Origin of the sequence: Saccharospirillum sp., from assembly GCF_039982735.1 — a bacterium.
GTDB lineage: Bacteria > Pseudomonadota > Gammaproteobacteria > Pseudomonadales > Natronospirillaceae > Saccharospirillum.
The window spans coordinates 798,118-817,107 of sequence record NZ_JBDWXV010000011.1; the positions used below are offsets into that span (position 1 = coordinate 798,118).

At 57.8% G+C, this 18,990-nt stretch carries 17 protein-coding genes; 13 read left to right on the forward strand and 4 right to left on the reverse strand.

Going from position 1 to position 18,990, the window contains the following annotated elements; genetic code table 11:
• Window positions 1-22: 22 nt before the first annotated feature.
• From ABJT94_RS11945 to queE, 10 genes are all read left to right on the forward strand, one after another.
• Complete coding sequence (locus ABJT94_RS11945) at window positions 23-1,405, forward strand: FAD-binding domain-containing protein (protein WP_348475065.1); 1,383 nt, start codon at window positions 23-25, stop codon at window positions 1,403-1,405.
• A 70-nt stretch (window positions 1,406-1,475) separates the two neighbouring features.
• A complete protein-coding gene (locus ABJT94_RS11950; RefSeq protein WP_348475064.1) occupies window positions 1,476-1,892 on the forward strand; it encodes a nuclear transport factor 2 family protein in 417 nt (138 codons plus the stop codon).
• Window positions 1,893-1,937: 45 nt separating this feature from the next.
• Window positions 1,938-3,203 (forward strand): FAD-dependent oxidoreductase, encoded by a 1,266-nt coding sequence (locus tag ABJT94_RS11955; RefSeq protein WP_348475062.1) that lies wholly within the window; start codon window positions 1,938-1,940, stop codon window positions 3,201-3,203.
• A complete protein-coding gene (locus ABJT94_RS11960) occupies window positions 3,194-4,015 on the forward strand; it encodes a DUF1365 domain-containing protein (RefSeq protein WP_348475060.1) in 822 nt (273 codons plus the stop codon). Before ABJT94_RS11955 ends, ABJT94_RS11960 begins: the two co-directional genes overlap by 10 nt.
• Window positions 4,012-5,262 carry a cyclopropane-fatty-acyl-phospholipid synthase family protein gene (locus ABJT94_RS11965; RefSeq protein WP_348475059.1) on the forward strand — a complete coding sequence of 417 codons (1,251 nt, stop codon included), beginning with the start codon at window positions 4,012-4,014 and terminating at the stop codon, window positions 5,260-5,262. Before ABJT94_RS11960 ends, ABJT94_RS11965 begins: the two co-directional genes overlap by 4 nt.
• Window positions 5,259-5,777 carry a DUF2878 domain-containing protein gene (locus ABJT94_RS11970; RefSeq protein ID WP_348475057.1) on the forward strand — a complete coding sequence of 173 codons (519 nt, stop codon included), beginning with the start codon at window positions 5,259-5,261 and terminating at the stop codon, window positions 5,775-5,777. The genes ABJT94_RS11965 and ABJT94_RS11970 overlap by 4 nt, the downstream gene beginning before the upstream one ends.
• Window positions 5,774-6,520 carry a hypothetical protein gene (locus ABJT94_RS11975; RefSeq protein ID WP_348475056.1) on the forward strand — a complete coding sequence of 249 codons (747 nt, stop codon included), beginning with the start codon at window positions 5,774-5,776 and terminating at the stop codon, window positions 6,518-6,520. The genes ABJT94_RS11970 and ABJT94_RS11975 overlap by 4 nt, the downstream gene beginning before the upstream one ends.
• The gene (locus ABJT94_RS11980; protein ID WP_348475055.1) at window positions 6,517-6,864 is read left to right on the forward strand and encodes a hypothetical protein; all 348 of its coding nucleotides are present in this window, start codon (window positions 6,517-6,519) and stop codon (window positions 6,862-6,864) included. Before ABJT94_RS11975 ends, ABJT94_RS11980 begins: the two co-directional genes overlap by 4 nt.
• Before the next feature lie 59 nt (window positions 6,865-6,923).
• Window positions 6,924-9,398, forward strand: coding sequence for an EAL domain-containing protein (locus ABJT94_RS11985; RefSeq protein ID WP_348475054.1), 2,475 nt, complete (start codon window positions 6,924-6,926; stop codon window positions 9,396-9,398).
• Between the two features lie 65 nt (window positions 9,399-9,463).
• Window positions 9,464-10,135 (forward strand): 7-carboxy-7-deazaguanine synthase, encoded by a 672-nt coding sequence (gene queE / locus ABJT94_RS11990; protein WP_348475053.1) that lies wholly within the window; start codon window positions 9,464-9,466, stop codon window positions 10,133-10,135.
• Window positions 10,136-10,252: 117 nt separating this feature from the next.
• Here queE and ABJT94_RS11995 read toward each other — a convergent pair whose 3' ends face one another.
• The 3 genes from ABJT94_RS11995 to ABJT94_RS12005 form a co-directional block, all read right to left on the reverse strand.
• The gene (locus ABJT94_RS11995; protein WP_348475052.1) at window positions 10,253-11,017 is read right to left on the reverse strand and encodes a methyltransferase domain-containing protein; all 765 of its coding nucleotides are present in this window, start codon (window positions 11,015-11,017) and stop codon (window positions 10,253-10,255) included.
• Window positions 11,017-12,030: a UDP-glucose 4-epimerase GalE gene (galE, locus tag ABJT94_RS12000; RefSeq protein ID WP_348475051.1), complete on the reverse strand. Its 1,014-nt coding sequence runs from the start codon at window positions 12,028-12,030 to the stop codon at window positions 11,017-11,019. The genes ABJT94_RS11995 and galE overlap by 1 nt, the downstream gene beginning before the upstream one ends.
• Window positions 12,031-12,129: 99 nt before the next feature.
• The gene (locus tag ABJT94_RS12005) at window positions 12,130-13,497 is read right to left on the reverse strand and encodes a phosphomannomutase CpsG (RefSeq protein ID WP_348475050.1); all 1,368 of its coding nucleotides are present in this window, start codon (window positions 13,495-13,497) and stop codon (window positions 12,130-12,132) included.
• A gap of 271 nt (window positions 13,498-13,768) precedes the next feature.
• On the opposite strand from ABJT94_RS12005, the gene ABJT94_RS12010 reads away from it, so the two are divergent.
• From ABJT94_RS12010 to lptG, 3 genes are all read left to right on the forward strand, one after another.
• Window positions 13,769-14,917, forward strand: coding sequence for a Wzz/FepE/Etk N-terminal domain-containing protein (locus ABJT94_RS12010; RefSeq protein WP_348475049.1), 1,149 nt, complete (start codon window positions 13,769-13,771; stop codon window positions 14,915-14,917).
• A gap of 80 nt (window positions 14,918-14,997) precedes the next feature.
• Complete coding sequence (lptF, locus tag ABJT94_RS12015) at window positions 14,998-16,044, forward strand: LPS export ABC transporter permease LptF (protein ID WP_348475048.1); 1,047 nt, start codon at window positions 14,998-15,000, stop codon at window positions 16,042-16,044.
• Window positions 16,044-17,111, forward strand: coding sequence for an LPS export ABC transporter permease LptG (gene lptG, locus ABJT94_RS12020; protein ID WP_348475047.1), 1,068 nt, complete (start codon window positions 16,044-16,046; stop codon window positions 17,109-17,111). Before lptF ends, lptG begins: the two co-directional genes overlap by 1 nt.
• A gap of 110 nt (window positions 17,112-17,221) precedes the next feature.
• On the opposite strand, the gene ABJT94_RS12025 is transcribed toward lptG, so the two are convergent.
• Window positions 17,222-18,988: an ABC transporter ATP-binding protein gene (locus ABJT94_RS12025; RefSeq protein WP_348475046.1), complete on the reverse strand. Its 1,767-nt coding sequence runs from the start codon at window positions 18,986-18,988 to the stop codon at window positions 17,222-17,224.
• Window positions 18,989-18,990 lie beyond the last annotated feature (2 nt).

The following is an 18,990-nucleotide window of genomic DNA, read 5'->3' on the forward strand; positions in this document are numbered from 1 at the left end:
TAACTTCTGTCTAGAGTTTTTAATGACCCAACTAGTCTGGTTCCGAAACGATTTACGCGTCAGTGACCATAGCGCCCTGACCGAGGCTTGCCAGGCGCCCGGTGCTGACGTCCAAGCCATTTTTCTGTGGACGCCGAAGCAATGGCAGCAGCACGACTACGGCCTGGCCCGCCAATACAGCCTTCGATCTGCCCTGGTCACCGTCGCCCGGGATCTGGCCCAACTCGGCATTCCACTGACGATCCTGCAAGCCGACACCTGGCTCTCGGGAGTCGATCAGCTCATCAACTTTGCCCGCCAGCACAGCGTTCGCCAACTCGCCTTCCACCGAGAATTCGGCTGGGATGAAGTACAGCGCGACCAATATGCTATCGAGCAAGCCCGGTTAGCCGACATCGCCACCTGGGTCGGGGAAGACCGGGTCGGTTTCGACCCGGCCACCCTGTTAACCGGCCAGGGAGAGATGTACCGGGTGTTCACCCCATTCAAGAAACGCTGGCTGAGTCAGCATGCCGAAACGCCACTGGCCGCACCGCTACCGGTGCCATCGGCCAGGGCACCTGCGCTGACCGAACTCCCCGACATCCCCGAAGTGGCCTGGACCGGCACCGCCGAACTGCCGTTGAACGAGCACGATGCCCATGAGCACCTCGGCCAATTCGCTGACGCCATGCCCCGCTACAAAGATCAGCGCGATCTGCCCGCCACCGAAGGCACATCGCGCCTGTCGGCTGCTCTGGCCAGTGGAGCGATCAGCCTGCGCCAGTGTATGCACAGCGCTTTTTCGCACCCCAAATTCGACAGTGCCGGCGTGCAAACCTGGCTGTCTGAACTGATCTGGCGTGAGTTTTATCACTACCTGCTCTACTGGCGACCCGACATCGCCCGTCATGAACCCTTTTACCCGCGCTGGGATGCCTTTCCCTGGCAGCAGGATGAAACCGCCCTGCACCACTGGCAACAAGGGCAGACTGGAGTGCCCATCGTCGATGCTGGCATGCGCCAGCTCGCCCGAACCGGCTGGATGCACAACCGGGTGCGGATGATCGTTGCCATGTATCTGGTCAAGCTGCTAAAAATTGACTGGCGCCAGGGCGAACGCTGGTTTGCACAGCAATTGCTCGATATCGATTTCGCCAGCAACAACGGCGGCTGGCAATGGTGTGCCTCAACCGGCGTCGATGCGGCACCCTATTTTCGCATTTTTAACCCTCATACCCAGTCGCAACGCTTTGACCCCAGCGGCGAATACATTCGCCGCTGGGTACCAGAGCTGGCCAGCGTGCCGGCCGAAGCCATACACGAACCAACGCAGCAACTCGCCAGACATCTCGGTTATGCACGGCCGCTGATTAACTACAAACGAGCCCGCGCAGAGACGTTGGAATTATTTAAACAGCTATGAGCTGTGAGCTTCGAGCTGTTAGCTATGAACTCGCAGCTCGACGCTCAAAACTATCTCCTGGGAGATTCCTATGCTTGAACAAATGCAGGATGTGTATAACCGGCTAAACCGGGATACGGTGAAAGACGGCCTGCTCGGCGACATCTATGACCGCGACATCGTGTTTATCGACCCGCTGCACAGAATTGAAGGCCTCGGAAACCTGCAGCGTTATTTCGAAGGCATGTACAAAAATGTGGATGAAATTTCGTTCCGCTACCTCACCCAATGGGAACAGAACAACGAAGCCATGCTGCGCTGGGAAATGACCTTCCGTCACCCAAAGCTCAAAGGTGGCGCGCCCATTTTGATACCCGGTGTCACCTACCTGACCTTCGCTGAAAAGATCACCCGCCATCAGGATTATTTCGACAGCAACCAGATGATTTTCGATCACGTACCCGCTCTGGGTTCACTGCTGGGCTGGTTAAAAGGCCGACTAAACTGATTTGAATTGAACAACACAACACCGTTAAAACCGACAGGACACTCAATGAAACAACGCATTGCCATCATTGGAACCGGCATCGCGGGGCTGACCACCGCCCGGCTGTTGCACCCGCATCACGATATTCAGGTGTTCGAGCAGAATGATTACATTGGCGGCCACACCAACACCCGGGATGTGACCATCGACGGTCGCACCTGGGGTGTGAACACCGGGTTTATCGTCTATAACGATTGGGTGTACCACAATTTTAATAAACTGATGGCGCCCCTGGCTGTGAACCGTGAACCGACCGAAATGAGTTTCAGCGTGCGCGACGACGCCTCTGGCCTGGAGTACAACGGCCACAACCTCGATACTCTGTTTGCGCAGCGCAAGAACCTGCTGAACCCCCGTTTTCTGGGCATGATTCGCGACATTCTGCGCTTCAACAAAGAGAGCCTCGAAGACCTCGACGCTGGCATACTGACACCCGATCTGACGCTGGGTGAGTACTTTCAGCAAAAAGGCTTCGGCAAAACCTTTATCCGCAAATACATCGTGCCCATGGGTGCGGCTATCTGGTCTTCCGGCGAAACCGAAATGGAAGCCTTCCCGGCACTGTTTTTCGTTCGGTTTTTCAAGAACCACGGGTTGTTGTCGGTTAAAAACCGGCCGCAGTGGTATGTCATCAGCGGCGGATCGCGTGCCTATGTTGCCCCGCTGACTGAACCGTTCAAAGACCGCATACACTTGAACCGGGGCGTCACCCGGGTCGAGCGCGATGCCGGGGGTGTTACGCTCGCCTTTGGCGACGGCCAAACCGAGCGCTTCGACCAGGTTGTTTTTGCCTGTCACAGCGATCAGGCGCTGGCCATGCTGGCCGAACCGACCGACGACGAACGCGACATTCTCGGCGCCCTGCCCTACAGCAACAACGAGGTGGTACTGCACACCGACGAGACCCTCCTGCCCAAACACAGAAAAGCCTGGGCCGCCTGGAACTACCACATTCCGCGCAACCCGGCCGATGCGGTCGGGCTGACCTACAACATGAACATTCTGCAGAATTTCGACGACGCGCCGGTCACCTTTTGCGTTACGCTGAACCGCACTGCAGACATCGACCCGGCGAAAATCATCGACCGCTTCAACTACGCCCATCCGGTCTTTACCAAAGCCGGTATTGACGCCCAGAACCGATACGATCGGATTGGAAACCAGAACCGCACCCATTTTTGCGGAGCCTACTGGTTCAATGGTTTTCACGAAGACGGTGTTAACAGTGCCTTGCGCGTTGTATCCAGTTTTGGAGTTGAGCCATGGCACTGAACAGTTGCCTCTACGAGGGCTGGGTGCGTCACCGCCGTTACAGCCCGGCAGAGCACCGCTTCACCTACCCGCTGTTCATGCTTTATCTCGATCTCGATGAAATCGACGAGGTGTTCGGCAGCTCCCGGTTCTGGTCGATCGAGCGTTTCAACTGGGCCAGTTTTCGCCGGGCCGATTACTTCGACCCGAACACGCCTGACCTTAAACAGGCCGTCATCAACAAGGTGTGCATGCACAGCGAACTGGAACCCCGGCACATTGCCTCGGTACGGGTGTTGACCCATGTGCGCTACCTTGGCTACGTGTTCAACCCGGTGTCGGTCTACTATGTGTTCGACCACAACGACAACTTACTGGCCGTGATGCCCGAAGTCACCAACACGCCCTGGAAAGAGCGCCACGCCTACGTGCTGCTGGCCGAATCATCCAACACCACCCCAACACCCTCTAACCCCCATTACGAACCGCACCGGGTTCACCGGCACTATCGCGAATACCGGCTGAGCAAGGCGTTTCATGTCTCGCCCTTTTTACCGATGGACATGAATTACCGCTGGGTGTTCGGCCTGCCGCAACCAACGCTGCGCATTCATCTGGAAAACCACCGCGAGCAGCACAAGGTGTTCGATGCCACCCTGGTCATGGACGCCGCGCCGATCAGCGCCCGCGCCATGCGCCGCGCCCTCATCCGTTTTCCGGCGATGACCGTAAAGGTGGTAACGGGCATACACTGGCAAGCCTTCAAACTGTGGCTGAAGAAGGTTCCCTTCATCCCACACCCGAACAAAGAGAAAAAGGAAACAACGGCATGACAACGGCCACTCCGACGCGTTTTGACGGGACCCAGGGTCCGCTGGCTCAGCGCCTGCTGTTCAAGGCCCTGAACCGCTTCCACACCGGGTCACTGACACTGCACGATGAGTCTGGCACCTATGTATTCGGCAACCCGGACCAGGACGGCCCCCACGCCAGCGTCCACATCCACAACACCCGCACCTACCGGGAAATGCTCACCGGTGGCGCACTCGCCGCCGCTGAATGCTACGTCGCCGGCTTTTGGGACACCTCAGACCTGGCCACAGTGGTTCGCGTGTTCGCGGTGAACCTCGACACTACGTCAAAACTGAATAAAACACTGGGGCTGGTTACCAAACCGGTTCTGCGGCTGGCCCACTGGCTCAACCGCAACGACAAGGCCGGTTCGCGCAAAAACATCAGCGCCCACTACGACCTCGGCAACGAACTGTTCGAAGCCTTTCTTGACGACAGCATGATGTACTCCAGCGCTATTTATCCAAGCTCTGATGCCACACTCGAAGAGGCTCAGCGCCACCGGCTCGACCGGGTATGCCAGAAGCTGGACCTGAAGCCGGGCGATCATCTGCTCGAGATCGGCACCGGCTGGGGCGGCATGGCGATTCACGCCGCGAAGCATTATGGCTGTAAAGTGACCACCACCACCATTTCCGATGAGCAGCACGACTACACCCGCAAGCGCATTGATGAACTGGGCCTGGCCGATAAAATCACCCTACTCAAACAGGACTATCGCGACCTCACTGGCCAATACAACAAGCTGGTGTCAATCGAGATGATTGAGGCGGTTGGTCACGATTACCTGCCGAGCTATTTCAAGGTGCTGTCAGAACGCCTCACCGATGACGGCGCTGCGTTGATCCAGTGCATAACCATGCCCGACCAGCGTTATCAGGAGTACCGCTCCTCGGTCGACTTCATCCGCAAATACATCTTTCCCGGCGGCCACCTGCCGTCGCTGTCGATTCTGCTGGACAACATGAAGCGTCACACCGATCTGCAAATGGTGCACCTGGAAGACATGACCGATCACTACGCCCGCACCCTAAAAGACTGGCATCACCGCTTTGTGGCCGCGCGTGATCAAATTCTGGAGCTAGGCTACGACGACACCTTCTACCGCCTGTGGCGCTACTACTTTGCCTACTGCGAAGGCGGCTTTACCGAACGCGCCATCGGCACGCATCAGGTGATGTTCGCCAAAGACAAAAACCGCCAGACCTGGATAGACCCGGCCCAATGAAACTGAACGCAGGCAAAGCGGTACTCAACTACGCCGGTTTCCAGATTGGCTGGTTCCTGCTGGTGCTCACCCAGTCGGCCTGGGCGATTTTCTGGGCGCTGGGCTTTGTAGCCATGCACGCCGCCCTGTTTGGCAGCCGGCGCGAATGGCAGGCGGTGATCCCGATCATGATTATGGGTTTACTGGTGGATCTTATCTGGCATCTGACCCCAGCTGTTCAGTTCCTGGGCACCGGGCAACCAGTACCGCTCTGGCTGGTCGGGCTCTGGCTGATGTTTCCGCTGACGCTGAACCATTCACTGGCTTGGCTGAAAGGTCGCCTTAGCCTGCAGATCGTACTTGGTGTAGTCGGCGGCGGGGGCAGTTACGTTGCCGGCACCCAGTTCGGTGCCGCCACCATGGAACCCTGGGCACTGATTGCCGTGCCACTGGCCTGGGGGCTCTGGTTACCCCTGTTCTACTGGTGGATTGATCGGCCGAATCACACGCATCCAACTCAAATAGAGACGACATGACATCCCTGTTAGTTTGCAGCACCCCAAGCCACCGGACCAGGGCCACCAAACCCGTGCTTTTGGGCCTGCTTCTGGCCGGGCTGGCACTGACCAGTGTGGCTGAAGAATCCGACACGACCGAGTTCACCGGCAACGCCTACGATCTGGACAGTGGCGACCTTCTGTATACCGAAGAGCACCGACTGGAGCGGGTCGACGGTGTGCCTCAGCGGGAAACCGTCTTCTATAAGACGCCAGAAGGGGATGAACTCGCCCAAAAAGACATGACCTACTGGCAACCGGCCCGCCCCGCCTACCGGTTAACGGTCGTCGACCCGCAACGAACCGAAACCGTTGAGCCCAACACCGATGGGGTATCGATCGAGTCGGTTGAGTCCGGTTTTCTCGACTGGTCCGATGCAGAGGGCTACGTCATTGATGGCGGCTTCCACTACTTCATTCTCGACCATTTCGACACCTTACTCGACGGCGACAGTGTCGAATTCCAGTTTCTGGCCCCCACCCGAACCCGGTGGCTGGGCTTGCGCCTGCGCCCCATCGAGCAAGCCGATGGTCAGTTGATGCTCGAACTCAATGTTCGCAACCGCCTGCTCAGCCTGGTGATCAGCGACATTGAACTGACCTACGATATAGAAACCCAGCGACTGCTGCGTTACGCCGGGCTGACCAACCTGCCCAAACCCGGCGGTGGCAACTACAGCGCCAACATCGAATACACCTACCCGGAGGGTGACCAGCCATGAAACCAAACCGGGCAAAAAGCCGTTTGGCACTGGTTTTTCTGATTCTGGGCACCGGCCTCTCGCTGACCCTCATTAGCTGGATGCTGATCTACAACCCCTGGCCCCTGTTCTCTGAACAGGGCCAGTGGCTGACCAGCCAGGTTTGGGGGCAAATTTCACTGCTCGACCTGTACAGCGGTTTTTTCATTGCCCTGGCGCTGGCCTGGCTGTTCGAACCCAACCCCTGGGTTCGCCTGCTGTTGCTGATCACACTGCCGACCCTGGGCAACCCGGTTTTGGCTATCTGGTGTGTATCACGCTGGCAACACCTAAAACGCATGGCGGCACAGCGGGATTTTGACTAACCTGTAAGCATTCAGTATGTTTGCGGCCCTTTTTCCGGCCCTATGGTGGCGTGCAGCGGATGTCTTCACAGGTTTTCAAACCAAGATTTTTACATCGCCTGTCGTTTCGGCTCTCCCGCAGTGGTGTTATTTTGGCGCTGCTCGTCAGTCTGGTCAGCTCCGGTTATCAGGTCTATAACGACTTTCGCGTGGAACGAAACTCACTCGACGCCTCCATTGAACGGGTAATGGACGCCTCTCGCTTTGCCGCCTCTCGCGCCGTGCACACGCTCGACTACAACCTGGCCAGCGAAGTGGCCAATGGCATGTTCGTGTACGACTTTGTCACCTATGTCGCCATTATCGACGAGCTCGGCTCGCCCCTCGCCGAACGCTCTGCCGAGCAAGACCAGCGCCAGCAGCACTGGTACGAACGTTTCATTACCCGGCCGGTGCAAACCCTGGAAACCCGACTGGAAACCAATGCGCTGGGCAGCGATGTCTATGGCCTGCTGCGCATGGAGATCGACACCGTGCTGGCCTACCAGAGCTTCGCCGACCGGGCGTTTTCGACCTTTTTGCTCGGGGTGGTTAAAAACTTCATTCTGATTCTGCTGTTCCTCATCGTCTTCTACCGGCTGGTCACCAAGCCGATCAACATGATGTCCAGCTCACTCGACAGCATCGATGCCGAAAACCCCAATGGGCAGCGGCTAAACCCGCCCAGAGGCCACGAACGCGACGAACTCGGCCAACTGACCGCCCACATCAACCATTACCTGAGCAACGCGGAACGGCTGATCACCGACAAAACGCTGGCCAAGCACGAAGTCGAGGAATCTTACGCCAACATGCGCCGGCTCATCGACAACCTGCCCCACCTCATCTACGTAAAAAACCGCCAGGGTGAACTGGCGCTGGTGAACGAAGCCTTTGCCCGCGCCTTCCAGACCACTGTCGATGAACTGACCGGGCAGCACCACAGCCAAATTCTCGATGAATACGATGAAAAGTCCCGGCAATTGATTATAGAAGCCGACGAACAGGTGATGACCGATCAGAACAGCCTGTTCATTCCCGAACTCGATTGGGTCAACAGCAACGGCACACTGACCGCACTGGAACTGCGCATTCTGCCCATCGAATTTCGCAGTGAGCCCGCCATTCTCTCGGTCGGTGTCGACATTACCGAACGCAAACGCAATCAGTCGCGCATGCAGCACATGGCCTATCACGACCCGTTGACCGATTTACCCAACCGGCATCTATTTCTCGACCGGCTTGGTCAGTCGCTGCGCCGGGCCGAGCGTTCCGGCCAGTTTGGCGCCCTGGTGTTTATCGACCTCGATAACTTTAAGAACATCAACGATTCCATGGGCCACAGTGCCGGCGATTCGCTGCTGCGTGAAGCCGCCTCCCGGTTAATGGATGCGGTGCGAAACGAAGACACAGTGTCGCGCCTCGGCGGCGACGAATTCGTGATCTGCATGGCCGACCTGGGCAACGATCGCAGCGAGGTCGGCATTCTGGCCTACCAGCGCGCCGAACGGCTGCGCAAAGCCCTGGCCGAGCCGTTTTTCATTGGCGGACAGCAACTGACGGTTACGGCCAGCCTGGGCATCGCTCTCTATCCGGAGGGCTCCACCAGCGCCTCAGACCTGCTGCGCAATGCCGACACCGCCATGTACCAGGCCAAGGCTCACGGCAAAGACAACGCCATCCAGTTCGAACAAGCCATGGCCGAAGCCACCGCCTTCCGGTTGAGCATGGAGAAAGACCTGCGTCTGGCAGTAGAACGCCGCGAGTTCTACCTGACCTTCCAGCCCCAGGTCGATGTGCGCGACAACAGTATCCTCGGCGCCGAAGCCCTGATGCGCTGGCAGCACCCGACCCGGGGTACTGTGTCTCCGGTTGAGTTCATTCCGGTGCTGGAAAACATGGGCCTGATCGTCAAGGTCGGCGAATGGGCGCTCGATGAAGCCTGCGCCACGGTGCGCCGCTGGATGGACGCCGGCCTCTGGCACGAAAACCAGGTGCTCGGCATCAACGTCAGCCCACAACAGTTTTCCCAGCCGGAGTTTTTTACTCAGGTAAAACAGGCCATTAAGCAATACGACATTCCGGCCCGCTGCATCGACCTGGAAATCACCGAAGGCATGGTGATCAACGAAGTGGAAGAAACCATCGTGCGGATGAACGAAATTCGCCAGTACGGCGTCTCGTTTTCAATCGACGATTTCGGCACCGGCTATTCGAGCCTGAGCTACCTGAAACGCCTGCCGCTCGATGTGCTTAAAGTCGACCAGTCGTTCGTGCGCGACCTCACCACCGACAGCAACGACGCCGCTATTGTCGAAACCATTCTCGCCATGGCTCAACACCTGAACCTCAAAACCATCGCCGAAGGCGTAGAAACCGAGGAGCAACTGGCGTTTCTGGAGTCGATTGGGTGTCTTCGCTACCAGGGCTATTTGTTCTCCGCCCCGCTGAACACCGACGATTTCATGAGCATGCTGCAAGACAACAACACCCAGGCCGCCGCTGCCGCGCCTTAACCTGCCGATAGCACGGCCAGTGAACAGGCCGCTTTTTCACCCCGATTTTTGAGATTCAAAACCCCGTGACCTACTCCGTTAAAGAAATGTTCTACACCCTGCAGGGCGAAGGCGCCCACACCGGCCGCGCCTCGGTATTCTGTCGCTTTACCGGCTGCAACCTCTGGAGTGGCCGCGAATCAGACCGCGCCACCAGCATCTGCACCTTCTGCGATACCGACTTCATTGGCACCGATGGCGAAGGCGGTGGCAAATTCGCCACCGAAACCGACCTGGCTGACGCCATAGCCGCGCTCTGGCCAACCACCACGCCCGCAACAGACCAGCGGGCAAAACCCTACGTGGTATTCACCGGCGGCGAACCCGCCCTGCAACTGACTGAAGCGCTGATCGACGCGCTGCACCAGCGCGGCTTCGAGTGCGCCGTAGAATCGAACGGCACCCGTCCACTGCCGGCCAATCTCGATTGGGTATGCATCAGCCCCAAGGGGCGCAGTGACGTAATCATAGAACGGTGCGATGAACTGAAGCTGGTATACCCGCAGCCGGACGCGCCGCCAGAACGGTTTGCGCACATCGAAGCCGGGGTTCGTTACCTGAGCCCGCTTAACCCCTTCGACATCGAAACACTGCACCCCGCCCGGGAAACCAGCACCCAGGCCGCCATCGCCTATTGCCGGGCACACCCCGAGTGGCGGCTGACGTTGCAGTCGCACAAGGTGGTTAACATCGCTTGAGAAAGAGAGAAGCGCACCCTCTCCACAGCCCTCACCTGTGGAACGGGATAGGGAGCAGTACCTGTCCTCTCTCCACCTCCGGGGAAGAGAGTTAGAGAGAGGGGGCGGGCGCAGCCGCTATTTTTTCCTCGCCAGCAACAACACATACCGCCCCAGATCCCGATAAGGCGCTTGCTCGCAGAGGCGCTGCTCCATCTCGATGATGTCATCGTCGGTGTACCAGCTCAGCACCGTCGGTTCGGTTAAATCGGTAAAGGTACGAATGCCCGCCTGGGTGAGAATGTCAAAGCCGCTGTCCACCAGTTGTTGGCGCACGGGTTCCGGGCTTAGGGGAGTTATTGGGGTCAATCCGCCGGCCAGGCCTTGCAGTTGACCGGTTTTGACTTTGTCGAGGGTACCGCGCATCAGGTTGCGCAGCTCAAGCATGTGGCGGTTGTAGACCATCACACCGATCACGCCGCCCGGCGCAACCCAGCTCATGGCTTTGTCCAGTGCAGCCTGTGGCTGCTCCAGCCATTCCAGCACGGCGTGCACGATCACCAGATCCCGGTTAGGGGCAGATTCAAAATCAAATACCGACGCCTGGTTTGCCTGGCACTGCCCACTGGCAATCCACTCGGACGCGTCCTGCTTTACCTGAGCGACCAGATCACCCGCCACGTCAAAATACTCGACCCGGTGTCCCATGCCCAGCAGCCACAGCGTCATTTGCCCGAGGCCCCCACCCGCATCGAGCACGCTCAAGCCCGGTTGTTGCAACTCGGGCACATACTTCGGATAGAGGGTTTCCAGCAGAGTCTGACGAATGCGGCCTTTCAAGCTGCCGTAGATGTTTTTTGAAAACCGCTCTGCCAGAGGGTCGAAATTAACGTAGTCCTTCACTACCGCTGGTAACCCTCAGGGTTCTGGCTTTGCCAGCGCCAGGAGTCGGCCATCATGGCTTCCAGGCCCCGCTCGGCGCGCCAGTCCAATTCTTGCTCGGCATGGGCCGGGTCAGCGTAGCAGCAGGCAATGTCGCCGGGGCGGCGGTCGACCAGCTTGTAGGGCACTTTGCAGCCCGAGGCTTTTTCCAGGGCTTTCACCATATCGAGCACGCTGTAACCCACCCCGGTGCCCAGATTATAGGCCACACAACCGGGCTTACTGTTCAGCTTCTCGATGGCTTTAACGTGGCCTTTGGCCAAGTCGACCACGTGAATGTAGTCGCGCACGCCGGTGCCATCGGGCGTGTTGTAATCGCTCCCGAAGACCGACAACGCTTCGCGCTTGCCAATGGCGACCTGGGTAATAAAGGGCATCAGGTTATTGGGAATGCCGTTCGGGTCTTCGCCGATAGTGCCGCTTTCGTGCGCCCCAACCGGGTTAAAATACCGCAACAGTGCCACCTGCCATTCCGGGTCGGAGGCATGCAGGTCACGCAGAATGTCTTCGATCATCAGTTTGGAGCGGCCATAGGGGTTGGTCGCACTGAGCGGAAAGTGCTCCTGAATCGGCACCGTATGCGGGTCGCCATACACCGTGGCCGATGAACTGAACACCAGGTTCTTACAGCCGTGGCGTTTCATCACCTGCAGCAGGCACAGCGTGCCGTAAACGTTGTTGTCGTAGTAGTCGAGTGGTTTCGCGGTGCTCTCGCCCACGGCTTTCAGGCCGGCAAAATGCACCACGGCGTCGATATCGTGTTCGCTGAACACCCGGTCGAGCAAGGCGGTATCACGAATGTCACCTTCCACGAAATCGACCGGTTGCTGCACGATGGCCTCAACCCGGCGCAGCGATTCCGGCGAACTGTTCACCAGGTTATCGAGCACCAGCACGGTGTGCCCAGCTTGTATCAATTCTATGCAGGTGTGGCTGCCAATGTACCCGGCACCGCCGGTCACCAAAACAGTCATAGCAAACTCCATTGCGTGGTTTTAAGAAGAAGCAATCCCGGAAAACCTACCACTGAAAACGTTTTCAGACAAGGTGTCCTCGTTCTCCGGGCAGGTGCCCTACTGGCGAATCAGCGCCAGCAGCTCCTGAGTCTTCTCTTCCATCAGGGCTTTGTCACCCCGGGTTTCGACGTTCAGGCGAATGACCGGTTCAGTATTCGATTTGCGCAGGTTGAAGCGCCAATCGGTGAACTCCAGCGACAGGCCATCGATGCGGTCTTCTTCAATGGCGTCGGCTTTGTAGGCATCGTAGACCCGGGTCATGGTTTCATCGGCATCAGCGACTTTACTGTTGATCTCGCCCGGTGACGGGAACTTCGCCATCCGCTCGCTGACCAGCGCTTTCAGCGAGGTCTTCTTCTTGCTCAGCAAATCGACCACCAACAACCAGGGAATCATGCCCGAGTCGGCATAGGCGAAGTCGCGGAAGTAGTGATGAGCGCTCATCTCGCCGCCGTAGACGGCATCTTCCTTGCGCATCTTCTCTTTAATGAAGGCATGGCCCGATTTGCACATGATGGCCTCGCCACCATTGGCTTCGACGATTTCGACGGTGTTCCAGGTCAATCGCGGGTCATAGACCACCTTGGAGCCCGGCTGTTTGACCAGAAAGGCCTCGGCCAGCAAACCCACAATGTAATAGCCTTCAATGAACTGGCCTTCGTTATCCCACAGGAAACAGCGGTCAAAATCGCCATCCCAGGCGATGCCCATGTCGGCCCCGTGTTCTTTAACCGCTTTGCTGGTCACCGGCTGCTGTTCGTGCAGCAGCGGGTTGGGAATGCCGTTTGGGAAGGTGCCATCGGGCTCGTTGTTGATCTTAATCAGCTCAATCGGCGCGCCACTGGCTTTCAGGGCGGCTTCCAGGCGGTCGAGCGAGGGGCCTGCTGCGCCGTTACCGGCATTGGTGACCAGCTTGGTCGGGCGCAGGTCGCTGAGATCAAGGTAACCGATCAGATGCTCGGTATAGGCCTGGCTGTTGTCGTGTTCGGTGAGCGTGCCGCGCTTGGCGGCTTTATCGCCATACTCACCGGTTTCGGCCATTTTGCGAATGTCGTCGAGGCCGGTGTCCCGGGAAATCGGTTTGGATTCCTCGCGCACCATCTTCATGCCGTTGTAATTGATGGGGTTGTGACTGGCCGTCACCATGCACCCACCCTCGGCCTGGAGGTGCTTGGTGGCAAAATACACCTCTTCGGTGCCGCACAGCCCGATGTCGATCACATCGGCCCCGAAATCCAGCACGCCGTCGGCAAAGGCTTGCTTCAGCTCCGGAGACGTCTGGCGAACATCGCCCCCGACGACCACGGTCTTGGGTTTCAGGTAGGCTGCAAAGGCCCGTCCAATCCTGTAGGCAATGTCCGTATTCAGCTCGACACCCAGCTCACCGCGGATGTCATAAGCGCCAAAACAGGTCAGTTCAGTCATGAGGTGCTCCGTTTTAGATGTGCCCCGATTATAGGTTGCAAAAGGCCCTCCTTGCAGTCTTTTTTAAAATCGGTTTTTGCCAGCGCCGGGCTACCTCCGGCAGCAGCCTGGCCCAGCCTGCTTGGCTCCGTCTCTGGCGTCCCGTATACTGCGGCGGTTAGGCATTTGTGTGGCAATTCAGCGCCCGTCGTCCCATGCCAGCCAATAGCTAGAACGGCGGTCAACCATCTCTAAGGCCAGTCGTCATTACCACGCAGTACAGAGGGAATTCATGAGTTCATCAGACCCGCACCACACAGCGCCGCGCTATATCGAAGACGACACAATAGACCTGGGTGAATTGCTGCGCGGGCTCATTGCCCAGTGGCCGCTGATTGTCGGCATAACGGTACTCGGCGCGGTCATTGGCGTTGCCGTTGCACTGTTACTGCCCAAGCAGTACCGGGTTGAAGCCATCATCAACCAACCCTCTCGCGGGGCTGTGCAACCTCTGCTGGCACAACAGATAGCCCCACTCACGCTCGATGAACTGTCTGAACGCTTTCTGCTCAACATACGCTCACTCAGCCTTATAGAGCAGGCTTACAGCCAAGCGGACCTGGGCGGCGACCAGGATCTCGATTCTCTTTCAGACGAAGAAGCGTTTTCCCAGATTCAGAACGTCGCCAACGCCCTCTCTGTCGGCCCGGTACGCTACGAGTTTTACCAACTGGGAGCCGACGAAAAAACCCCGCTGAACAGCCTGTCTGTCAATTTGCTGAGCAGTGAGCCACGCCGGGCCAAGACTTTTATTGATGAGCTATTGGTACTGGCCGAGCAACGCACGTTACGCGAAGCCATTGGCAATATTAACGCCACCAAAGCCATTCGCATTGAAAGCGCCCAGTCCCAATACGACCAGCTACTGGCCGGCGCGGAAGCCAGCCTGGCGCGCGAACGCCGGCGTGTGCAACAAGCGTTGAGCATCGCCAATTCACTGGGCCTGGAAGAACCCACCAGCTGGGAAGCCCTGGTACTGGGCGACGGCCAGGTACAGATGATCAACCAGTTGGCCAACGATGAACTCTTTCTCAACGGCAGCCGTTTTCTGACCGCGCAGCTAGAGAGCCTCTCGGCCGATGGCGCGGCCGAATTGTTCCTCGAAGGCGTTGAAGAAACCGTATTCGATTTGAACGGCAACCAAATGGTCATTACCACCACACCCAGCCAGTTGCAGGGCGAGATTCGGGCGCTGAGCAACCAGACCTTTGCCCTCAGCGACGTTACCCTGCTCGATGAAGACGCCGCTGCGCGCATCCCGAGCAATGCCGAAAAACCGAACCGGCCGCTGATCGCCATTGCCGCCACGGTACTGGCCGGTTTTGCCGCCCTGTTCATCGCGCTGATCCGCATGGCGATTCGGTCCAGAAAAGAAGATTAAAATCGGGGTTGCGTCGCTTATTGGGTGACGCCCCCTAACCCGCTATACTGCGGGCCAGCTCGTCACATTCGGATTCAACATTGTTCACCTGGTACATCTGCCGAGAAATCATCAAGCCCTTTGCGCTGATCACCGCCATTCTGATGGCGTTGCTCATCGCCGGGGAAATGAGTGAAACGCTCGGCCGCGTTGTATCCGGCCAATATTCCGATTGGGCCATTGTCGCCATCATCGGCTTTCAATTGCCCATACTGCTGCCCGAACTGTTGCCCGCAGCGTATTTTCTTGCCGCTCTGACCACCCTGAACCGGCTTAGCGAAGATTCCGAACGCACCGTGTTGCATGCCATCGGCGTCTCCGATACCGGCATACTGACCAAAGTACTGGCCTACACCGCCCTACCGGCCATGGTGATCATGCTGGCCTTTACGCATCTTATTACGCCCATGGCCGAACGGGGCCTTTCCGACTACCTGTTCAGCCAACAGAACCGCCCGCTGACCGACATTGTTTCCCCCGGTGAGTTTTTCTCCCTGAACCAGCGCGATGCCACCCTGTATGCCCGGTCTTCCAACCCGGCGCAGGAATCCCTGCTCAATCTCTTTGTGGCCCAGGTTGATGGCGACCGCATCTCCGTTAACACCGCGCCCTCGGCGCGCATTCAGCTTGAAGACCAGCGCCAGTATTTAACCCTGTTTTCCGGCCGACAAATCGTGTTTAGCCTCGACCCGGACGAGACCGAACGCATCAATTACCAAAGCTATGCGCTGTACATTCCCACCGATGAATCCGGCTCGCGCAGCAGCCCGCGAGAGGCCATCGGCTCCGATGCACTGTGGCAGAACGGCAGCCAGACCAACCGCAGTGAGGTCATAGAACGCACCCTCACCGCCGGAATGATACTGGTACTGGCCGTGTGGGCCGTCAGCCTCACCCGGGTAAAACCCCGCAAAGCCAAGGTGGGGGCTATCGCGCTTGGTATCATTTTATACATCCTTTTCACCTTCTCACTCGATACCGTGCAAACGGCCGTCGAAAAAGGGCAGCTTCCGCTCATCGCCAGCCCCTGGTGGTTGCTGATTGTGCTGGCAGCGCTAGGGCTTGTGGTGATACGGAGGCCTGGCTGATGGGCTTGTCTATACTCAACCGCTACATCCTGAAGCGCACCGCCGTGTTTATCACCATCGTGGTACTCGCCATTGGCGGGCTCTTGCTGGTGATGGGTGTAGCCGATGAAATCAGCCGGCGCGGCAGCGAAACCTACACCCCCTTCGATGCCTTCTTGTACCGGCTCTACAGCCTGCCGCTCGAGGTCTACCAGTTTATTGGCCCCATGGTGTTGCTCGGCACCCTGCTCTCGGTAGCTGGCATGGCCAAAAACAGTGAACTGGTGGTGATTCAACTGGCCTCGCGCAGTGCCTATGGCCTGGTGGTGCGGCTGATTCTGCCCGGGCTGATGCTGTTACCCATTGTTTACTTCATCGGCGAATGGGCTGCCCCGCAATTGCGCCTGCAAGCGGAAGTCACCCGGGCCATGAAACTCGACCGCAGCCTGCCCACCCTGAGCGGCCAGTGGTATCGCGACAATCAGTGGGTCATCAACGTCGATCTGGTCTCGCCCGACCGCGACATCACCGGTCTTACCATTTTCGAAATGGACGACCGCAATAACCTGGCCATGGTCACCTTCGCCCCCACAGCCAGCCCCATCGACCAGGGGTGGCAGCTGAACAACGTGAAACAGGTAAGCTTCCTGGACGACTCGGTGCAGCACAGCAACTTCGAGACGCTGAACTGGCAGCCAGCCAACTTCAATGCCGACTTGCTCAGCATTCTAAGCCAGCGCGAACGCGAACTGACCCTGCAGCAGCTGTGGGTTCAGGTGCGCTTTTCACTAGAACAAGCCCTGCCCGACCCGCGCCTGGAACTCACCTTCTGGAGCCGACTCTGGTTTCCGGTGCAGTACATTGCCATGCTGTTTCTGGCGCTGGTGTTTTCGTTTGGCAGCTTCAGGCAGAAAACGCTGGGCGACGCCGCATTCAAGGGCGTGGCACTGGCCATTGCCGTGCAACTGGTGACGGATACCACGGGCAGCTTATTGATGGTGGTAGGGATAACGCCCCTATTAGCTGCACTGGCGCCATCGTTATTGTTTTTGGGCGTGACCGTGTGGTTGGTGAAGGCACGTTTGTAACGGCTACGCCGCCCCCTCTCTCTAACTCTCTCCCCCACGGGTGGAGAGAGGACTGGTAAAGGCTCCCTCTCCCGTCCCACGGGAGAGGGCTCCCTTCTGGTTTAACTAACTCAAGCCTCAAACGTAGAATGCAAATTAAAGTAAGCCCCACGCTTAGCCAGCAACTCATCGTGCGTACCACTCTCTATCACCCGCCCCTCTTCCAGCACATGAATCAAATCGGCATTCATCACGGTGCTTAACCGGTGCGCAATCACCAGGGTGGTCTTGCGCTTGGCGAGGTCTTCCAGGGTTTCCTGTATGAGCTTTTCCGTACGGGTATCGAGCGCCGAGGTGGCTTCGTCGAGCAGCAGTATCGGAGCGTCCCGCAAAAGCGCCCGGGCAATGGCCACGCGCTGGCGCTGCCCGCCAGAAAGATTCGTACCGCGCGGCCCGGCCAGTGTATCCAGCCCCGCTTCCAACTGGCGGGTGTATTCATCGACCAGCGCCTCTTTGGCCGCCTTGTCGACGCTGTCCATATCGGCATCGAGCTTACCCAGCAGAATGTTCTGCTTGATGCTTTCATCGAACAACGCCGAATCCTGACTCACCACCGCAAACAACTGCCTCAGTTCAATCAGATCTAACTGGTTGATTGGCACATCGCCCAACCGAATGGTGCCCGATTGCGGATCCACCAGCCGGGTTAACAAGTTAAACAGAGTCGTTTTACCCGCGCCCGAGGCGCCCACCAGGGCCGTCATTTTCCCGGCCGGGGCAATTAAACTCAGGTCGTGCAGCACTGACTTATCGGCATAGCCGAAGTTGAGGTGGTCCATCACGATGTCCAGCTGGCCCACATTCGCAGGCACCGGCACCGGGTTCGGCGGTGTAACGATGCTGGGTTTCAGATCGAGCACGCTGAAAATACGTTCAAGGCTGGCACTGGCCGCCTGAAAGGCACCGCTGATGTTGCTCAGCCGGCGCAGTGGGTCAAAAATCAACGCCATGGCGGTGAAGAAACTCATGAACTCGCCGATGGTTTTTTCGCCATCAATAATCTGATAACCACCGTAAATCACCACCGCGACAAACCCAAAACCCGCCACCAGGTCGATCATCGCCGGCATAGCGGCCTTGCCGATTTCAGAGCGACGCTGGAACTTGAAAAAACGCTCGGTTTCTTTCTTGAACCGGCCGTCTTCATGGGCTTCCAGATTATTCTGTTTAATCGCATTAATACCGTGAAAAATTTCATCGAGGCGCATTGAGAGCAACGACGATACTTCCCGGGAACTGCGCGTGGTTTTCAGAATCAACCGGCGCAACAACGCAATGGGAAACGACAGCAATGGCAAACCAAACAATGCAAACAACGTCCAGCGCCAGTCGACCAGCATCGCAACAGTCAGCAGGGCGACCAGTGAAATTGAATCCCGCCCGAGGTTGATTAGCGCTGTACTCGCAAAGCTCTTCAGTGCCTGGGTGTCACCTCTTACCCGCTCAATCAATGCGCCGGGTGAATGAGTACCAAAAAAACCCGAATCCAGCCGTACCAGATGACTGAGCATGTCTTTTTGCAGACCCGTTACAACACGCAGACCGACGGTTACCGTAATCACCCGTTGGCCAAAACCACCGAGCGCCCGCGCCGTAAAGACAATAAAAATCGCCAGGGCAATCCACACCACCTGGTCGGCATTGCCTTGCACAAATACTTGGTCAAACATCGGTTGCACCAGATAGCTGAGCAAACCCAGCGCACTGCCTTCAATCACCACCAATACGGCCGCAACCAGCAAGACGCCAATGTGGCTGCGCAAATAACCACGCCACAAGCGTTTTACCAATTCCAGGCGGGGCGTATCCTGGTGTTTTTCCAAATCAAATTCATTCACGC